The 15,980-nt window shown below is 46.8% G+C and carries 14 protein-coding genes and 1 tRNA gene; 4 read left to right on the top strand and 11 right to left on the bottom strand.

Annotated features, from left to right (window positions below; all coding sequences use genetic code 11):
* Window positions 1–5: 5 nt before the first annotated feature.
* From pheT to ICN13_RS03560, 11 genes are all read right to left on the bottom strand, one after another.
* The gene (gene pheT / locus ICN13_RS03610; protein ID WP_216139000.1) at window positions 6–2,462 is read right to left on the bottom strand and encodes a phenylalanine--tRNA ligase subunit beta; all 2,457 of its coding nucleotides are present in this window, start codon (window positions 2,460–2,462) and stop codon (window positions 6–8) included.
* Between the two features lie 27 nt (window positions 2,463–2,489).
* On the bottom strand, window positions 2,490–3,536 hold the full coding sequence (gene pheS, locus ICN13_RS03605) for a phenylalanine--tRNA ligase subunit alpha (RefSeq protein WP_216138999.1): 1,047 nt from the start codon (window positions 3,534–3,536) through the stop codon (window positions 2,490–2,492).
* Between the two features lie 28 nt (window positions 3,537–3,564).
* On the bottom strand, window positions 3,565–3,930 hold the full coding sequence (rplT, locus tag ICN13_RS03600; protein ID WP_028818624.1) for a 50S ribosomal protein L20: 366 nt from the start codon (window positions 3,928–3,930) through the stop codon (window positions 3,565–3,567).
* Window positions 3,931–3,955: 25 nt separating this feature from the next.
* Window positions 3,956–4,153, bottom strand: coding sequence for a 50S ribosomal protein L35 (gene rpmI, locus ICN13_RS03595; protein WP_011902674.1), 198 nt, complete (start codon window positions 4,151–4,153; stop codon window positions 3,956–3,958).
* A 127-nt stretch (window positions 4,154–4,280) separates the two neighbouring features.
* A complete protein-coding gene (gene infC / locus ICN13_RS03590) occupies window positions 4,281–4,805 on the bottom strand; it encodes a translation initiation factor IF-3 (RefSeq protein WP_201721516.1) in 525 nt (174 codons plus the stop codon).
* 42 nt (window positions 4,806–4,847) lie between these two features.
* A complete protein-coding gene (thrS, locus tag ICN13_RS03585; protein WP_216138998.1) occupies window positions 4,848–6,770 on the bottom strand; it encodes a threonine--tRNA ligase in 1,923 nt (640 codons plus the stop codon).
* Between the two features lie 111 nt (window positions 6,771–6,881).
* Window positions 6,882–6,958, bottom strand: a tRNA-Val gene (locus tag ICN13_RS03580).
* A gap of 18 nt (window positions 6,959–6,976) precedes the next feature.
* A complete protein-coding gene (locus ICN13_RS03575; protein ID WP_216138997.1) occupies window positions 6,977–8,998 on the bottom strand; it encodes a bifunctional (p)ppGpp synthetase/guanosine-3',5'-bis(diphosphate) 3'-pyrophosphohydrolase in 2,022 nt (673 codons plus the stop codon).
* Window positions 8,999–9,011: 13 nt separating this feature from the next.
* Window positions 9,012–10,880, bottom strand: a complete 1,869-nt coding sequence (locus tag ICN13_RS10220) for an alpha/beta fold hydrolase (protein ID WP_216138996.1) — start codon at window positions 10,878–10,880, stop codon at window positions 9,012–9,014.
* Between the two features lie 35 nt (window positions 10,881–10,915).
* Window positions 10,916–11,566, bottom strand: a complete 651-nt coding sequence (locus ICN13_RS03565) for a CoA transferase subunit B (RefSeq protein WP_215294093.1) — start codon at window positions 11,564–11,566, stop codon at window positions 10,916–10,918.
* Between the two features lie 48 nt (window positions 11,567–11,614).
* Window positions 11,615–12,316, bottom strand: coding sequence for a CoA transferase subunit A (locus tag ICN13_RS03560; protein ID WP_216138995.1), 702 nt, complete (start codon window positions 12,314–12,316; stop codon window positions 11,615–11,617).
* Between the two features lie 168 nt (window positions 12,317–12,484).
* Here ICN13_RS03560 and ICN13_RS03555 point away from each other — a divergent pair, with 168 nt between their 5' ends.
* From ICN13_RS03555 to ICN13_RS03540, 4 genes are read left to right on the top strand one after another with little or no spacing between them, the layout of a single operon-like run.
* On the top strand, window positions 12,485–14,155 hold the full coding sequence (locus ICN13_RS03555) for an electron transfer flavoprotein-ubiquinone oxidoreductase (RefSeq protein WP_216138994.1): 1,671 nt from the start codon (window positions 12,485–12,487) through the stop codon (window positions 14,153–14,155).
* A 2-nt stretch (window positions 14,156–14,157) separates the two neighbouring features.
* A complete protein-coding gene (gene gloA / locus ICN13_RS03550; protein ID WP_216138993.1) occupies window positions 14,158–14,547 on the top strand; it encodes a lactoylglutathione lyase in 390 nt (129 codons plus the stop codon).
* Window positions 14,547–15,719 carry a GNAT family N-acetyltransferase gene (locus ICN13_RS03545; protein WP_216138992.1) on the top strand — a complete coding sequence of 391 codons (1,173 nt, stop codon included), beginning with the start codon at window positions 14,547–14,549 and terminating at the stop codon, window positions 15,717–15,719. Before gloA ends, ICN13_RS03545 begins: the two co-directional genes overlap by 1 nt.
* Window positions 15,716–15,979, top strand: a complete 264-nt coding sequence (locus tag ICN13_RS03540; protein WP_216138991.1) for a DUF1289 domain-containing protein — start codon at window positions 15,716–15,718, stop codon at window positions 15,977–15,979. The genes ICN13_RS03545 and ICN13_RS03540 overlap by 4 nt, the downstream gene beginning before the upstream one ends.
* Window position 15,980 lies beyond the last annotated feature (1 nt).

The following is a 15,980-nucleotide window of genomic DNA, read 5'->3' as shown; positions in this document are numbered from 1 at the left end:
TAAACCTAGCGCAGACGGGCTGCGCACTTTTTTTCTACGGCACCCAATAAGGCGGCCATAACTGCATCAATTTGGGGATCCTGGAGGGTTTCCTGCGAATTTAAGAGGGTCACGCGGAAAGCCAAACTCTTCTCGTCATCCGCCATACTGCTAGAACCGGCCTTTGGTCTGAACTCATCAAAGAGCTCAATGCTGCGCACAAAATTCTGCTTACTAGCCGCCATAGCATCTAACAAAGATTGTGCAGATACATTTTGCTTTACCACCAAGGCTAAGTCACGCTGTACTGCTGGGAACTTACTAAGTTCCTCCGGCTGAGGTAAACCTAAGTCTCTGACAGCATCTAAATCTAATTCAAAAAGAACAGGCGCCTGTGGCAACTCATAAGACTGTTGCAAACCTGGATGCAGCTCACCTATCCAACCTACTGCAGTCATTCCTGCACTTGTTTTTAGGAGGATCTGCGCAGACCGGCCAGGATGCAATGCAGGGTGTTGTGCAGCCTCGGTAACAAAATGGAGCGGATCTAAAACTCTCTCGAGATCGCCTTTCACATCAAAGAAATCGACTGCTCGATTAGCGCTTGCCCACTGCTCTGGCACAAAAGTACCGTAAGCTAAGCCACCCACTTTCTGGGGTTGATGAAAGCCGGCAACCTTACCAGGCTGCTCTTGAACGCTCGAATCTCGGTGAAATACACGGCCAGCCTCAAACAGACGTACACGCCCTGCACCACGATTTAAATTGGCTTTGAGGTTATTGAGCAAGCCACCCCATAAAGTACTTCGCATTACGCCATATTGGCTAGCAATGGGATTGAGTACAGCAATAACATCTTTCTGCGCAACACCAGTAAGGCGTTTTTCGCTTTCAAGATCGGTAAATCCGAAATTGACAGCCTCTTGATAGCCTTGGAGTGCAAAACGCTGACGCAACAAATGAATACCACGCTTAGCCTCTGGCTTTGCGCTCATTTTTAATGAGGCAACCGGAGGGACATCAGGAATACTCTCAAAGCCGTACATACGGGCGACTTCTTCAATCAAGTCTTCTTCGATTTCAATATCAAAACGGTAACTTGGAGGCGTGACAACAAAAACGTCACCTTCTTGTTTGAATTCAAAACCAAGGCGCTTAAATACATCGGCAACAATGTCGCTAGCCAATGGAATACCGATTACTTTTTCAGCTCTCGCCAAGCGCATTTTCACTGTCTTACGTTCTGGCACATTTAAAGTCTGATCATCCACTGGGCCTGCTTGGCCACCACATACCTCTAGAATTAGTGAAGATAGATACTCAAGGCAATTGACGGTATTTTGTGGATCGACGCCACGCTCAAAACGATGCGCCGCATCGGTACTAAAATTAAAGCGACGGGCACGCCCCTGAATTGCTGAAGGCAACCAATAAGCCGCTTCAACATAGATATTCTTGGTGTAATCAGATACAGCACAGTGATTGCCGCCCATGATGCCTGCAAGCGCTACTGGGCCAGATTGATCGGCAACCACACCGGCATCTTGCAACCTGCCCGCAGAGTCTGGGCCTTGTAAGGTGACTGTTTGACCATTGAGTAACTCCAGAGTTTCCCCGGCTTTAGCCCAACGCACGCTCATGTCACCATTCAATTTATCAATGTCAAATACGTGGGTAGGCTGACCCATTTCTAACATCACATAGTTAGAGAGATCAACCAATGCTGAAATACTTCTTTGGCCGGCACGCGCTAAACGTTGCACGATCCAATCAGGTGTTTTTGCTTGTGGATTAACACCACGAATCACTCGACCTGCAAAGCGGCCACAGAGCTCTTTGCTCTCTACTGTGACTGTGCGCTTGTCTTGTATGGATACTGCTGGTGGATTCCATTTAGGAGCACAAAGTGCGGCTCCAGTAATTGCTGAGACTTCTCTTGCCATTCCCATCAGAGAGAGGCAATCGGCTTTATTGGGTGTTAACTTAATAACAAAGATTTGATCGTCGAGATCAAGGTATGCGCGAATGTCTTTGCCTACTGGAGCATCAGCCGGGAGCTCCAAGATGCCTTCGTGATCATCACCAAGACCAAGTTCGCGACCAGAACACAGCATGCCTTGGCTTTCTACGCCGCGCAGCTTACCTACTTTGATCATGAATGGCTTGCCACCTGCTTCCGCTGGAGGCAACTCTGCACCAACTAAGGCACAAGGTATTTTGATACCGGCACGCGCATTAGGCGCACCACAAACAATTTGTAGCTCTTGGCCAGTACCAGCATCGACCTTGCAAACTCGCAAACGGTCTGCATCGGGATGTTGCTCAGCAGAGAGAATCTGTGCAACTACGATCTTAGTAAAGGCAGGGGCTACTGAGTGTTGCTCTTCCACTTCTAAACCAGCCATCGTCATTGCATGACCTAGTGCATCGCTATCAAGCGATGGGTTCACATACTGACGGAGCCAAGATTCAGAAAATTGCATAGCGCGATCTAAGATTTAAAAAAATTGTTATGCAGGGAACTGCGCTAAGAAACGCAAATCGTTTTCAAAGAAGAGGCGTAAGTCATCAACGCCGTAACGCAACATTGTTAAGCGCTCTAAGCCAGAGCCAAAGGCAAATCCGGTATAGCGCTCTGGATCAATACCCATATTGCGTAATACATTTGGATGAACCTGCCCTGCTCCAGAGATCTCTAGCCAGCGGCCAGCAAGCTTACCGCTACCAAAGGCCATGTCAATCTCAGCAGAAGGCTCTGTAAATGGGAAATAGGATGGGCGGAAACGTACTTGTAGCTCATTCGTTTCAAAGAAGGTTCTTAAGAAATCGGTATACACACCCTTCAGAGCGGCAAATGAAACGCTCTCCGCAATCCATAAACCTTCAACTTGATGAAACATAGGTGAATGGGTGGCATCACTATCCACACGATACGTTCTTCCGGGTGCAATGACCTTAATTGGAGGCATGACATCTGCGTTGGCATATTTCTTGACATGCTCGCTCGCGTAACGAACCTGGATCGGACTAGTATGCGTACGCAACAACAAAGGCTTCTCATTGGAATCTTTGCCATCGATATAAAAAGTATCCTGCATCGAGCGTGCAGGGTGATTCTCAGGGCTATTTAAGGCGGTGAAATTAAACCAATCAGTTTCAATTTCAGGGCCATCAGCTACATCAAAACCAATAGAGCGGAAGATCTCTTCAACGCGCTCCCAGGTGCGCATCACAGGATGCAAGCTACCTACTGCTTGGCCACGGCCAGGCATAGAAACGTCAATTGACTCTGCTGCAAGACGTTGCATTAATACGGCATCGGCCAAAGATTGGCGACGCTCTTGTAATGCAGCTTCTACTTGAGTTTTGATTTGATTAATTTGGGCGCCAGCACTCTTGCGCTCCTCAGGCGACATTCCACCAAGCGCTTTCAAACGCTCAGTGAGAACACCTGATTTACCGAGATACTTGGCTTTCGCGTCCTCCAGAGCCGCCGCATCGGCAGCTCCGAGGAAATCACGTTTAGCATCCTCGACAATTTGGTCGAGAGAAACCATTGCAGCTTAGTTTTTTAGAAACTAATAATTAAGCTGCAGCGTTTACTACGGATTTGATCCGAGTAACCAAAGCGGCAAAAGCCGGTTTGTCAGCAATGGCCATATCAGAAAGTACCTTGCGATCGAGATCGATAGATGCCTTCTTCATGCCATTCATGAATACGCTATAGGTCATGTCATGCTCACGCACAGCCGCGTTGATACGAGCAATCCACAAAGCGCGGAATACACGTTTCTTATTGCGACGATCACGATATGCATATTGACCAGCACGCATAACCGCTTGCTTAGCAATACGGAATACGTTTTTACGGCGACCGCGGTAACCTGTTGCGGCATCAGTGATTTTTTTATGACGGGCTCTTGCTGTAACCCCACGTTTGACTCTTGGCATTGAATTCTCCTAATCTAGTCTGAGGTTAAGCGTATGGAAGCATGGAGCGAATTGACTTAACGTCAGCTTTCGCAACTTCAGTGGAACCACGCAAATGACGCTTGTTTTTTGTGGTCTTCTTGGTGAGGATGTGGCGTTTGAAAGCCTGACCTCGTTTAATCGTTCCGCCTGCGCGAACCGTGAAGCGCTTCTTAGCGCTACTCTTGCTCTTCATCTTGGGCATAAAGCACCCCTTCATTTACTTGTGCAACATAGGTGGTAACCGACGGTTACTCTTCCTGTACCCAGAAGCACTTCTCACTACCAGCACCTTTCAGTGCCTCCCTACATAAGAACCAGGTAGAACCTAGTTACTTAGCCTTACGAATGGGGGCCAATACCATCACCATCTGGCGGCCTTCCATTTTTGGAAACTGTTCAACTTGGCCATGCTCTTGCAAATCCAACTTCAAACGCTCCAACATTCTTGCTCCGATTTCTTGATGGGCCATTTCACGACCCCGAAACCGCAACGTAATCTTTGTCTTATCGCCATCTTCCAAAAAGCGGATTAGATTGCGTAGCTTCACACCATAGTCACCATCATCTGTGCCGGGACGGAATTTCACTTCCTTCACCTGAATCACTTTTTGCTTCAGCTTGGCTTCATGCTGACGCTTGGCTTCTTGGTATTTGAATTTGCCGAAGTCCATGATGCGGACTACAGGTGGTTCAGCTGTCGGAGCAATTTCAACCAGATCGGTCTCTTTCTCTTCTGCTGCAGCCAAGGCTTCACTCAACTTAACTACACCGATGGGCTCTCCATCAATTCCAATCAAACGCACTTCAGGAGCAGTAATTTCCCGGTTAATGCGCTGCAATTTTTCAGTAGCGATCTTCTTAATTCCTTTAAAAAAACAATAAAAACCGCTCTACCCCTAGCTAGGCTCGGGTCCGACTTTCTGGGATATATCCTGCTGGAGTCGGGCAACGAAGGCATCAAGAGGCATCACACCTAAATCCACTCCGCCACGGGCACGAACGGCCACCGTATTACTTTCAGATTCTTTATCACCTACAACTAGCAAAAATGGGATCTTCTGTAATGCGTGCTCGCGTATTTTATACGTAATTTTCTCATTCCGCAAATCCGATTCGACTCTAAACCCTTGTTTTTTCAGCGATTGCTGCACTTGTTGTGCATATGCAGCAGAATTTCCGGAGATATTGAGCACTATTGCCTGGGTAGGAGAAAGCCAAACTGGCATGTTTCCAGCGTGGTTTTCGATCAAAATACCGATAAAACGCTCTAAAGAGCCCACAATTGCCCTATGGAGCATGACCGGGGTCTTACGGCTATTGTCTTCCGCTACGTATTCAGCGCCTAAACGGGCTGGCATCGAAAAATCCACCTGAATCGTGCCGCACTGCCAAGTCCGCCCAATAGAGTCTTTGAGGTGATATTCGATCTTAGGGCCGTAAAAAGCACCTTCGCCTGGTAATTCTTCCCATTCTTGGCCGGAAGCCTTCAAAGCTCCTCGAAGGGCCTCTTCTGCTTTATCCCAAATCGCATCGTCACCAACGCGTTTTGCCGGACGTAAGGCAAGCTTCACAGCGACTTCAGTAAAGCCAAAATCTTGGTACACGGCGCGGACTGCTTTATCAAAGTTAGCCACTTCAGACTGAATTTGATCTTCAGTACAGAAAATATGTCCGTCATCTTGCGTAAAACCCCGCACGCGCATTAAGCCATGCAATGCGCCAGATGGTTCGTTACGGTGACATTGACCAAACTCACCAAAGCGCAATGGCAACTCACGATAACTATGTAAACCGGAGTTATAAATCTGTACATGTCCAGGACAGTTCATCGGCTTTAATGCATAGGCACGATTCTCCGACTCAGTCGTGAACATATTTTCTTTGTAGTTTTCCCAGTGACCTGATTTTTCCCAAAGCGCACGATCCAAAATTTGGGGAGCTTTGACTTCTTGATAGCCTTCTTGCTGATACACGCGACGCATGTATTGCTCAACCTCTTGCCAAATGGACCATCCTTTTGGATGCCAGAAAATCAAACCAGGTGCTTCTTCTTGAAAATGGAATAGATCAAGCTGTTTGCCTAGGCGGCGATGATCGCGCTTCTCAGACTCCTCTAGCATATGCAAATAGGCGTCTTGATCTTCTTTACGCAACCAAGCTGTCCCGTAAATACGCTGCAACATCTCATTCTTGCTATCGCCACGCCAGTAAGCGCCAGCAAGCTTCATAAGCTTAAATACTTTGAGCTTGCCAGTAGACGGAACGTGGGGGCCACGACATAAATCAGTGAACTTGCCTTCCGCATACAAAGAAACATCCTCACCCTGCGGAATAGCAGCAATCAATTCTGCTTTGTACTTCTCGCCCTGATCTTTGAAGAATTGAACGGCTTGATCGCGTGGCATCACTGTACGAATTACTGGCTCATCTTTTTTAGCAAGCTCAGTCATTTTCTTTTCAAGAGCAACTAAGTCATCCGGTGTAAATGGACGGTGATAAGAAAAATCATAGTAAAAACCATTCTCCACAACTGGACCAATAGTCACCTGTGCTTCTGGAAATAGTTCTTTGACAGCGTATGCTAATAAATGCGCTGTAGAGTGACGCACGATCTCGAGTGCTTCGGGACTCTTGTCAGTAATGATGGCGAGTTGACTATTTTTGTTGATTACAAAACTGGTATCAACCATCTTGCCATCAACAATTCCACCTAGTGCTGCCTTAGCAAGACCGCTACCGATACTTTGAGCAACATCCGCTACGCGAACTGGGGCCTCAAACTCACGTTTTGATCCATCGGGCAGAGTAACTACAAGCATGATGACTCCATCTTATTTACTGAACTTTCGTTTTACTACTATGACCTAAAAATAAAGCGCGGCAGCTTATGGGCATCCGCGCCTTGGGTTTCCCCACTGGGTCTTATTCGTTGGTAGGCTCGATTGGACTCGAACCAACGACCCCCACCATGTCAAGGTGGTGCTCTAACCAGCTGAGCTACGAGCCTATACAGCCATAGAGTTTATCACCGGCGACGAACTTGGGTGACCCCTTTGACCTCTTCCAGGCTATTTTGAACAAGGCGCAATACTTCGGAGTCTTTCACCTCAACCGTTAAAAGGATCTGAGCCAGGCCCTTTTTAGCGGATTTACGCAGGTCAATGACATGCACCCCTTGTCGCGTCAGAATTTCAAAGAGTTCGCGCATGAGATCTTGCCGGTCCAAGCCAGTTACCACTAAATCGGCTGGGAATACCCGCTTTTGATCATTATCTGCGGCTGTCTTGGCATTAGCAGTCCACGCAGTCTGAATCACTCTTTCTGGGGCTCTCTCCAAAAGACCTCTAAAAGTCTTGCAAGAGCGCCGATGAATCGAGACGCCTCTGCCTTGAGTTACAAAACCTGCGATTGAATCTGGAGGTACCGGCCGACAACAACGCGCTAACTGCGTCAACAAAGAATCTACACCGACTACCAAGACATCGCCACTCTGCCCAGTCTTGCGGGTGCTATTGCGCAGAACAATTTCTGGTGTGGGAGTTTTTTCTTCGGCGCTGACCTCTACTTTATTTTCTACAGGCTTTGCAGTGAGGCCCGCCTCTTCATCGTCAAGCGCATTAAACCAAGCGCGCACCCTAGAGCGCGCTCTATGTGAGCGTAAGTAGTTCTTATCAGGACTAATCCAATCTCTTGAGGGGCCGCCATGCTTCACGGCAATGATCTCAATGGTCTGACCATTTTGTAATGAAGTCTCCAAAGGCACCATTGCGCCATCTACTCGCGCACCTCTACAACGATGTCCTAAGTTGGTATGCACTGCATAGGCAAAGTCAACCGGGGTTGACCCCTTCTCCAGTGAAATCACCTTACCCAGTGGCGTGAGTACATAGATGTGATCATCGATCTCATGATGCTTAAGCTGCTCCCAAGCGTCTTCCTTCCAAGAGATTAATTGCCGTGCCCAAGCAATCTGCCGCTCATAAGCAACCTCTGCGCTATGCGTACCTTGTTGATGGGAGGTGTTGGGCTTATTCGTTTTAGCCGGATTAGGTGGTGTAGCCATCCCAATATAGGCGCCTTCTTTGTAGCGCCAGTGCGCTGCTAAACCATACTCAGCCTGCTGATGCATCTCCTGTGTGCGCACCTGAATTTCAAATGCAGTTCCATCCTCGTTCATCACCACAGTGTGCAGCGATTGATAGCCGTTAGGCTTGGGGCGTGCAATATAGTCATCAAACTCACGTGGCACTGGTTGCCATACGTTATGGACGATGCCTAAGACTGCATAGCAAGATTTAACATCCGCAACCAAAACACGAAATGCCCTCACATCATAAAGATCAGCAAAATCGAGTGACTTGCCTTGCATCTTCTTCCAGATGCTATAAATATGTTTTGGCCTACCTAGAACCTCGCCATTAATTTGAGCTATCTTCAATTCATCTTGAAGTTGCAGCACAATCCGATCAATAAAGGTCTGACGTTCAATGCGCTTGGCATCCAACATTTTGGCAATATCACGATAAGTATCTGGAGACATCACCCTAAATGCCAAGTCCTCCATCTCCCACTTCATTTGCCAAATACCCAGGCGATTTGCCAATGAGGCATCAATATTGAGAATCTCTTGGGCCCAAGCTACAGGCATGGTCATTTTTTCTTGTGCAACCCAACGCAGAGTCTGTAGACGTGAAGCAAGATAGATCAAAACAACTCGCAAATCATCGCCAAAGGCCAAAAGCATCTTGCGCAACATCTCTTCTTGACCAGCAACACTTAAGCCACCATCATCACGAACCAGCTTTCCCTGAGCCTGGCGTAAACCCCGATAACCAATTAATAGCTTTGCAGGCTCTTCGCCAATTAATTTACTTAGAGCATCTTTGCCATGCGTCCGAGCAATATTGCTAGCAGCCGTTAAGGTGGCATCGTCTAAGTTGAGTATTTGCAGTATTTGCAAAACGCCAGCAGCGTGAGATTCTGCTGGCTCACCATACCAAGCATCGGTAAAGAATGCATTTACAGATTTGCTAGGAGCATTTGCCATTGGCAACCAAGACTTAACTGAAGAATTCTTTTGCTAACGCAATTTGTTCTTTTTTCACAAATGCAGGGGCATGACCCACATTTGGGATTTCAATACTGCGCGCATAGGAATTGACTTTGCACATCTCAGCAACAGTAGCCGCAGAAAGTAAGTCAGATTCTGCGCCACGCACGATCAACATCGGAATATGGATTTGCTTAAACGCATGCCACATTGCCACCTCTCCTGCTTTAGCCATTATTGGATTAACCGAAGCAAATGGCACCGATATATTAGGGTCATAGTGCATGATCCACAAACCATTGCGTTCAATCAACATAGGGCCGTTATAGGTCTCCCACTCCTCAGGGGTGTGCTCACCAAAGGTAGTGCAGATTGCGTTAAGTCGGTTAAGCGCCTCGCTACGATTAGTAAATGAAAATGGCTGCCCAACATATGAACCTAAACGCTTAATCGCATCAGGCTCAATTTTGGGGCCCACATCATTAATCAACATTCTTCGAATTGGGGAGTTTGGCATTGCTGCATACACCATCCCAATCAGGCCGCCCATCGAAGTTCCAATCCAATCAATTTGCGATACGCCCAGTGTTTTTACCAGTTGAGCAATATCAGCCACATACTGAGGTACGGCATATTGCATTGGATTGCTCAAGCGATCTGAATCTCCTCTGCCAACAATGTCTGGGCAAACAACGTAATAGTCTTGACACATTACTTCAGCAAGTGTCTTAAAGTCGCTACCGCGTCTTGTTAAGCCATGTACACAGAATAAGACTCTAGGATTTCTAGGATTGCCCCAAGCATGATAGGCCATGCGATGCGTGCTTTCGCCATCAACACACTGCACATAAAAGGTATCGCCCTGGTGAGTTACTGGTGGTAAATGAATGTCATCCTGCGAATTTTCGTCATGAGTATGCTCATCAATGCCGCCAAATACCTCAGGCTGTAAGGTCACGTGATCAATACCATGCTTGTCCAATAACATCTCATTGATGCGAGACATGATGTCGGGCCACTCTTGCATTTCTGCAATTTCAATATGGCCAATCAATGCTGGGAAACTCGGTGTCATTTCCCAAACATGGAGATCATGAACAGCTAAGACGCCAGGCACACCTCTTAAGTCTTTACCAACCTGCAAATAATCAATGTGCAAAGGCACACCTTCCATTAAGAAGTGATAGGACTCACCCAGAATAGAGATGGTTGATTTGAGAATTAAGAAAGAAACTAGGATCGATAGAATTGCATCGATGGGCATCCAGCCAGTCAACTGAATAACAACACCTGCTATCAAGGCAGCAATCGACCCCAGCAAGTCACCCATCACATGAACAAGTGCTGCGCGAGTGTTCACACTCTTCTTATCACGCGACAAGACCCAGGCCACTACGATATTCATGACTAGGCCAATACCAGCAACTACAGTAACAGTGAGGCCATCTACTTTATGCGGATCATAGAAACGACTAATTGCCTCAAACACAATCCATACAACTAAAGCCAGCATCACAATACTATTGACAAATGCGGCAAGTGCTTCCGCCCTTCCAAAACCAAAAGAATGTTTTGGTGAAGGTGGACGACGAGAAATAATTTGCGCCAAGAGTGCCAAACCTAAGGCGGCAGCGTCGGTCACCATATGACCGGCATCGGAGATCAGCGCTAAGGAATTTGCAAAATAGGCGGCAGCACCCTCCACTCCTGAAAACCCGAGAGTTAAGACAAGAGCGATTAGAAGCAGATTTTGGTTTGAGACTTGTTTGCTATGAGTATGTCTTGCATCGCCCTTTTTGTGGGCATGCAGCGAAGGGTCTACTTCAGAGCTAGTTTTGGCTCTGGGCTTGGCTGAATGTGAATGATGGGATCCCGACATGGTGATCCCATTATTTCATTAAACAATGACTATTGTTAGAAACCCGCTGTATCAACAGGGGCACCTGTTTTAGCAATCACCTCTTCTTTGGTGACGCCAGGGGCTAATTCAGTCAATTTCAGACCCTTAGGCGTGATATCCAGAACACAAAGGTCAGTAATGATTTGACTAATCACGCCTACGCCAGTTAATGGCAATGTGCATTTAGGCAGAATCTTGAGTTCTTCTGTGCCGTCTTTCTTTTTGGCAACATGCTCCATCAAGACAACCACATGCTTTACACCGGCGACCAAATCCATCGCACCACCCATACCCTTAACCATTTTTCCTGGAATCATCCAGTTGGCCAAGTCACCATGTTCGCTGACTTGCATCGCACCCAAAATAGCGATATTAATTTTGCCGCCACGAATCATGCCAAATGAATCAGCAGAAGAAAAAATGGATGAGCCAGGCAAGGTCGTAATCGTTTGCTTGCCCGCATTGATTAAGTCAGCATCAATGGTTTCTTCGGTTGGAAATGGGCCAATGCCCAATAAACCATTTTCGGATTGCAGCCACACTTCCATATCTTTTGGCACATGGTTTGCTACCAAAGTTGGCATTCCAATTCCCAGGTTTACGTAGTAACCGTCTTTTAGCTCTTTAGCAGCACGCGCTGCCATTTCATCTCTAGTCCAAGGCATATCAATCTTCCTAAATATTCTGTTTTATGGCTCTTCTGTATTGGGTTATTAAGCTTTTGCAGTTAATGTGCGTTGCTCAATACGCTTCTCTGGGGTTTTGTGCAGCACCAAGCGGTGTACATAAATGCCTGGGGTATGAATTTCATCGGGATGCAATTTGCCGTTCTCAACAATCTCTTCAACTTCTGCCACTGTGATCTTGCCAGCCATCGCTACCACTGGATTGAAGTTACGGGCGGTGTAGCGGTAAACCAAATTACCAGACTTATCTGCTTTCCAAGCTTTCACTAGTGAGATATCGGAAACGATGGAGCGCTCCATGATGTATTTCTCACCATCAAATTCTTTTACTTCCTTACCTTCAGCCACCAATGTACCAACACCAGTTTTTGTATAGAAGGCGGGGATACCACAACCACCGGCGCGTAATTTTTCCGCCAAAGTGCCTTGAGGTGTAAATTCCAACTCCAATTCACCCGCTAAAAACTGACGCTCGAATTCTTTATTCTCACCAACATAAGAGGCAACCATCTTTTTCACTTGGCGAGAGTTCAATAAAAGACCTAAACCAAATCCATCTACGCCTGCGTTATTGGCAATCGCAGTCAAATTCTGCGCACCCAAATCTTTTACCGCTTGAATAAGCGCCTCTGGGATACCACACAGACCAAAACCACCAACTGCCAATTTTTGTCCGTCCTTCAAAATATCCCGTAAAGCATCTACTGCCGATGGGTAGGTTTTATTCATAACTTTTGTCCTAATATTGCCAAAATGAGTAAAAAAGCAATCATAACGCCTCGGACCGTCCAGCCTAGTAAGCTTAGGCACTACCTTGGCACTAATTTGGTTTTTGACTATTCGCACTAAACTAGTGGGGCTAAAAAGCCTATTTTGAAGAAATTCCGGAGAATTTGAATGAACGCCGCAGAACTGCTAGAACAATTTGGACCGCGAGAGTCCATGGACTATGACCTAGTCATAGTAGGCGGTGGTCCAGCTGGTCTATCAGCAGCGATTAAAGCCAAACAATTGGCTAATTCCACTGGCAAAGAGATTAGCGTCTGCGTTCTGGAAAAGGGCTCAGAAATTGGTGCGCATATTTTGTCTGGCGCCGTCATGGATCCAAAAGCGCTCACCGAACTCTTTCCCGATTGGAAAAAAATGGGTGCTCCACTAGAAACCGAAGTTACTCAAGACCAATTTCTATTCTTAACGTCTGATAACTCTTATCAAGTTCCAAATTGGATGTTGCCCCACTGCTTTAAGAATGAAGGTAACTATATTGTTAGCCTCGCAAACGTAACGCGCTGGATGGGGCAACAAGCTGAGAATCTGGGTGTAGAGATTTTCCCAGGCTTCCCAGCTGCTGAAATTTTGTATAACGAACAAGGTGCAGTATGTGGTGTTATTACTGGGGCGATGGGTTTAGATAAAGAAGGCAAGCCCACTGATCAGTTCCAGCTTGGCATGGAATTACGTGCCAAGTACACCCTCTTCGCCGAAGGTGCTCGTGGCCATCTGGGTAAACAGCTGATTACTAAGTTTGCCTTAGATAAGGATGCCGACCCACAAAGCTATGGCATTGGCATTAAAGAACTCTGGGAAGTTGAACCCTCCAAGAGCAAGCCTGGATTAGTTGTTCACACTGCTGGCTGGCCCTTAGAGAGCGATACCTATGGTGGTTCATTTCTCTACCACTTAGGAGATAACAAAGTTGCCGTTGGTCTTGTTGTGGGTCTCTCGTATAAGAACCCTTATCTCTCTCCATTTGAAGAATTCCAGCGCTATAAATTGCACCCCAAGATTCGCGAAACCTTTGAAGGTGGCAAACGTATTGCTTATGGTGCACGCGCACTCACTGCTGGCGGTTTAAATAGTCTGCCAAAAACAGTGTTTCCTGGTGGCGCACTCATTGGTTGTGATGCTGGCTTCTTAAATGCCTCCCGCATTAAAGGTAGCCATGCAGCTATTAAGACCGGCATGCTTGCAGCAGAAGCTGCAGTTTCTGCTCTAAATGAAAATCGCTCAGCCGATGTTTTATCTGCTTACCCAACAGCATTTCAAAATAGCTGGTTACATACCGAACTCAACCAAGCTCGTAACTTCAAATCTTGGATGTCTAAAGGACTCTACCTTGGCACCTTGATGGTTGGCTTAGAACAAAAGCTTTTAGGCGGCAATGTTCCTTGGACGGTGCATCTCAAGCATGCGGATCATGAGTGCTTAGAGCCCGCGGCAAAACATCAGCCAATTGAGTATCCAAAACCAGATGGCAAGATCACCTTCGATCGCCTCTCTTCGGTATTTATCTCCAACACCAACCATGCTGAGAATCAACCAGTTCATTTAACTCTGAAGAATGATTCTGTTCCAGTTGACCTCAACCTAAAGACTTACGCCGGGCCTGAGCAACGCTATTGCCCTGCCGGTGTTTATGAATACGTTGAGACTGATGGCAAACCCCGCCTGCAGATCAATTCACAAAATTGTGTCCACTGCAAAACTTGCGACATTAAAGACCCTAGCCAAAACATCATCTGGATTACACCAGAAGGTGGTGGTGGCCCCAACTACGCATCCATGTAAATATGATGATCCTACACACTATGCTTCGCGTCGGCGATTTAAATCGCTCGATTGATTTCTATACCAAAGTACTGGGCATGAATTTGCTGCGCACGACTGAGCGCCCTGAGCAAAAGTACTCCCTGGCTTTTGTTGGCTATGGCAAAGGCAATGTAGACGGCCAAGCAGAGATTGAGCTGACCTATAACCACGGCGTTTCTTCATATGATTTAGGTAGTGCTTATGGACATATCGCTATCGGGGTTCCAGATGCTTATGCTGCCTGCGAGAAAATGAAGTCTGCGGGTGGCAATGTGACCCGTGAAGCGGGTCCTGTTGCCGGTGGCGATACCGTTATTGCCTTTGTCACCGATCCTGATGGATACAAAATCGAATTGATCCAGCGCCGATAGTGATAGGCTCTGAAAAATTCCAAATAGACATCCTAGATCATCTCTCTGATGTATCTGCTCCAGACTGGAACGCCCTACTCAGCCATGATGCCGGCCCTTTTCTGAGGCATGAATTCTTAAGCGCTCTCGAAGAGACGGGTTGCGTGGGCGGCAACACTGGATGGCAAATTGCCCATTTACTTTTAAAGCAAGATAGCCAATTAATCGGCGCAATGCCCCTGTATTTAAAGCAGCACTCCTATGGAGAGTTTGTGTTTGACTGGTCTTGGGCGCAGGCTTACGAGCAGCAAGGCATGAACTATTACCCTAAGGTACTTTGCGCCATCCCCTTCACCCCCGTGCAGGGTGCACGCATCTTATACAGCCCCAAATTCAATGCCGTTGAAATTCAGAATGCATTAATCAATGGATTAAAGTCTTTAGTGTTGGAAAATAACTTATCTTCGGCGCACATCCTATTTCCCCCAAGTGTCCAAGCAAACTATTTGAAGGAGCAAGGCTTCTTACTCCGAGATTCTGTACAGTTTCATTGGCATAACCAAGACTTTCAAAGTTTTGAACAGTTTTTGTCTGTGCTCACCATGAAGCGTCGGAAGAATATTCGCCGTGAACGCGAACAAGTGGCACGAGAAGCCATTACGTTTAGACACGTTCCCGGAAAAGAATCAACTAATCAAGACTGGGAATTCTTTTATGACTGCTATCAAAATACTTATCTCGAGCATCATTCAGCCCCTTACTTAAATGAATCATTCCTTAAGCTATGGGCAAAACGGATGCCAGACAATCTCCATTTAATCATTGCCGAAAAGGATGAGGCCCCTATTGCAGCCTCCCTACTAGTGGTAGATCGACCATCAGGCAAAGTGTTTGGGAGATATTGGGGTGCCAAAGTACATATTCCTTGCTTGCACTTTGAAACTGCGTATTACCAGGCTATTGAGTACTGTATCGCTGAAGGCATCCAGACCTTTGAGGGAGGCGCCCAAGGCGAACACAAAATGGCACGCGGCTTTTTGCCAACGACTATCCAATCCGCACATTTAATCAAAGACCCTAGATTTGCGAAGGCAATTGAACATTTTCTCGATCGTGAACACCAAGGTATCGGCGCCTATGTCGATGAGCTTGCCGAGCATAGTCCACTGAAATCGACTAAAGTACAGCTATGAATTCTGATAGCGTCAACCCGCAAACTCAAGATGGCTCACATTCACTCTCTACAGGGGACGATGCATCTGACTCACCTTGTATTGGAGTTTGCACGACCCTCTATGACGAAATCTGCCAAGGCTGTGGTCGCACTTTATCTGAGGTGAGTAATTGGGTTTTTCTCTCCGATGAAGAGAAACTGTCCGTTTGGAAACGTATTCGCGAAGACGGAACTGCGATGCGCTTTCAGCGGCAGGCCAAAGAAAATAAGCCTGCGTAAT

This window comes from Polynucleobacter sp. MWH-Berg-3C6 (assembly GCF_018881855.1).
Classification (GTDB): domain Bacteria; phylum Pseudomonadota; class Gammaproteobacteria; order Burkholderiales; family Burkholderiaceae; genus Polynucleobacter.
The sequence above is the reverse complement of the archived record's forward strand: the minus strand, read 5'-3'. Positions and strand labels throughout refer to the sequence as shown.